General features: G+C 59.3%; 5 protein-coding genes. All 5 read left to right on the top strand.

The window, feature by feature from the left end:
• The first annotated feature begins 152 nt into the window (after nucleotides 1-152).
• The 5 genes from FSO04_RS48955 (at nucleotide 153) to FSO04_RS45365 (ending at nucleotide 2,639) form a co-directional block, all read left to right on the top strand.
• Nucleotides 153-377, top strand: coding sequence for a glutathione S-transferase family protein (locus FSO04_RS48955; RefSeq protein ID WP_168436037.1), 225 nt, complete (start codon nucleotides 153-155; stop codon nucleotides 375-377).
• A 149-nt stretch (nucleotides 378-526) separates the two neighbouring features.
• Nucleotides 527-1,408 carry an NmrA family NAD(P)-binding protein gene (locus FSO04_RS45380; protein WP_154567950.1) on the top strand — a complete coding sequence of 294 codons (882 nt, stop codon included), beginning with the start codon at nucleotides 527-529 and terminating at the stop codon, nucleotides 1,406-1,408.
• 51 nt (nucleotides 1,409-1,459) lie between these two features.
• Entirely contained in the window at nucleotides 1,460-1,918 is a 459-nt protein-coding gene (locus FSO04_RS45375) for a MarR family winged helix-turn-helix transcriptional regulator (protein WP_154567948.1), read from the top strand.
• 17 nt (nucleotides 1,919-1,935) lie between these two features.
• A complete protein-coding gene (locus tag FSO04_RS45370; RefSeq protein WP_154567946.1) occupies nucleotides 1,936-2,241 on the top strand; it encodes a DUF3817 domain-containing protein in 306 nt (101 codons plus the stop codon).
• The gene (locus FSO04_RS45365; protein ID WP_154567944.1) at nucleotides 2,238-2,639 is read left to right on the top strand and encodes a CopD family protein; all 402 of its coding nucleotides are present in this window, start codon (nucleotides 2,238-2,240) and stop codon (nucleotides 2,637-2,639) included. The genes FSO04_RS45370 and FSO04_RS45365 overlap by 4 nt, the downstream gene beginning before the upstream one ends.
• Nucleotides 2,640-2,919 lie beyond the last annotated feature (280 nt).

The raw sequence follows: 2,919 nt of genomic DNA, 5'->3' as shown, positions 1-2,919 counted from the left end.
GCGTCAGATACGGTGCCGCGAAGCTCCATTCTTCGTCGGATACATCGCTCGGATACCCTTTGCGGTCTGCTCTTTTCATCCCACCAGGATACCAGGTCTCACACAAAGTGCCTAACACGCTCTAGGCAACAAGGCAACGAACCGGGCGCTCAATTTCTTGCCGGTCGTTCCATCGAGGCGCTCGTTCAGGCCGAACGATTCTTGATCGACACCCCATATGTGCCGGCGATAGATTCACACTCGCAGACATCGCTGCCTATACGAGTGCCTTTGCTGCGAGGCAGGACCTCGATTGGTCCAAGCTCCCTCTGTTTCGCGCCTGGTACACGAGGATCAGTGCGCGGCCCGGCGTCGTTCGCGGCATGGCAGCTTTTTAGCGCGGCCTTCATTCAGACTCCGTGAGAGGCGAGGTGTTTCGCTCAAGGCGAACAGAAGCTGCTCGCGAAAAAAACTTGCATATAGGAGCACATGCTCCTATATTGCCATACACGAGCATATGCTCTTAACTATTCGGGGGATCAAAACCATGAACGAATCGACCATTCTTGTAAGCGGCGCAACCGGCCGTACTGGCGGTGCAGCCATCGACGAACTGCTCCGGATGAGTAAGCGCGTCCGCGCTTACGTGCGCTCGGATGATGAGCGCGCAGCGGCGCTGCGGGCGCGCGGCGTTGACATCGCCGTCGGAGATTTCACCGACATCGACGACATCCGTGCGGCCATGGAGGGTGTCAGCTCCGCCTACTTCCTTCACCCGATCGCACCGGGGATTCTCGGGGCCGCAGCCTATTTCGCGCAGGCCGCGAAGGAAGCCGGCGTCACTGCGATCGTCAACATGTCGCAGATTTCAGCGCGGCGCGATTCGACCAGCCATGCGGCGCAGGATCACTGGATTTCGGAGCAGGTCTTCGACTGGTCCGGTGTGCCCACCACGCATCTGCGCCCCACATTCTTTGCGGATTGGCTCGTCTACCCGCATTTTGCAAAGCAAATCTGGGCCAGAAAGAAGATCGATTTTCCGTTCGAAAACGGTCGCCACGCTCCGATCAGCACGGACGACCAGGGCAGGGTCATCGCGCACATTCTGGCGAATCCGGCAGGCCATGGCGGCAAGACTTACACTCTCCACGGCCCGGTAGAGATGAACCATACGGAAATCGCTGCAGCCGTGAGCGAGGTGCTCGGCGTGACGATCGAATACGCCCCGACTTCGATCGAAGATTTCAAGCAACAGATGGAGCAGGTGTACAAGTTCCCTCCGTTCCTTGTGCAGCACCTCGTTGAAGTCGCGCAGCACTATCGCGAAGGGGTGTTCCAGGGTACTAACGATGCCGTCGAGAAAATCACCGGGACGCCGGCGCTTTCTGTCCCGGCGTTCATCGAGAAGTATCGGGGCGCTTTTGCCTGACGAACGCGCGAGGCGCCTGGGCAATTTAACCAACGTTGAGGAGGACACGAGATGCTGCCGGAAAACCAACCCATCGGGGTCGATCAATGCAACTGCTTTACGGTGAGGAAGGCCGCCCGTCAGATCTCGCGTCTTTACGACGCTTATCTCCAGCCGTCCGGCCTTCGCATCACGCAGTTTCTCACCCTGGCGACCCTGAATGAACAGCAGAGCGCCTCGGTTAATGCTCTCGCCGAGCGGCTCGACATCGAGCGGACGGCCATGGGAAAGATGATCGGTTTTCTCGAGCGCGATGGTTTCGTGAAGATGCGACCGTCTCCCACCGACGGCCGCATCCGCATGGTTGAACTCACCCCCGAGGGAGCCGATCTTTTCGAGCGGGCGGCGCCGCTGTGGCACGAAGCGCAGCATCAGTTCAGCATCATGAACGGGCCAAAAAATGTTGCAGTGCTGCGGCGGAGCCTTTCGCACATGAAGGTCGACAATGAGGCGACATCTTCCGCCGAATGATCGCCTGTCTGTTTTTCATGGACTACGCCCCGGTGTTCTTGCGCAACCTTCGCATCATGGCCGCGATTGAAGCCACGACGCTGGTGCTGCTTGTGTTCGTCGCCGTTCCGCTCAAGCATCTAGGCGGCATGCCGGCCGCCGTCAGATGGCTGGGGCCAGTGCACGGCGTCGCGTTCGTCGCTTACCTATGGCTGGTCGTCACGTCAGCGGCAAGCGGCGCGTGGCAGCGCTCAGAAGTCGTCCGGCTGATCGTTGCTGCGATCGTCCCCTTCGGGGGCTTCCTGAATGTGGCGTGGCTCGCACGCAAGCGGGCTGCTCGATGATTTATCTGTCAATCAAGGCACTGCATGTTGCGTCAGTAATAACATTTGTCGCTGGGCTTCTTGTCCTTTCCATTTGCGCGGCGACGAACAACCTCGTGATTCTTCGGGTGATGCGCCGTTGGGACCGCCGGGTGACGACCCCAGCACTGGCCATGGTGTGGATCACCGGCCCGACGATCGCGCTGATGGGGCACTGGTTTGGCGCCGCGTGGCTAACCGCGAAGCTGCCTTTGGTCGTGTTGCTGTCGGCGTTGCATGGCATGCTCGCGGGTTTTTCGAGGCGGGCAGAGCGCGACGACACAGTGCGCGAATCGTCCGCGTTGAGGTTTGCAGCGCCGGCCGTGATCGTCATTGTTGTGGCGATTGTTTTCCTCGCGGTTCTGAAGTTCTCGCGGTGAGACGCCATGCTGACTGCTATAAATGCGCCCATGTCCATTCCGGCTTATCCGAATTATGGCGCATGGAAGTGCGATCTAGAATTGAATGGCCGGTTCCTGAGCGGAACCGACGCCAGAATGTCGGAGCGACGGTGCGAGCGAACGACGACTCCTGGCCCAGAGTGTGTCAAAACGCGTAGCCGGCGGAAATTTGAGGACACGCTGACTCGTTGGCAGATTGGGGCGAGTCGATTGCGGCACGACAAACGTCAATTCAGTGCCGAATGTATTGCGGGGACGG

The sequence above is a fragment of the Paraburkholderia madseniana genome, from assembly GCF_009690905.1.
GTDB classification, from domain to species: domain Bacteria; phylum Pseudomonadota; class Gammaproteobacteria; order Burkholderiales; family Burkholderiaceae; genus Paraburkholderia; species Paraburkholderia madseniana.
This window is presented reverse-complemented; position numbering and strand designations above follow the sequence as displayed.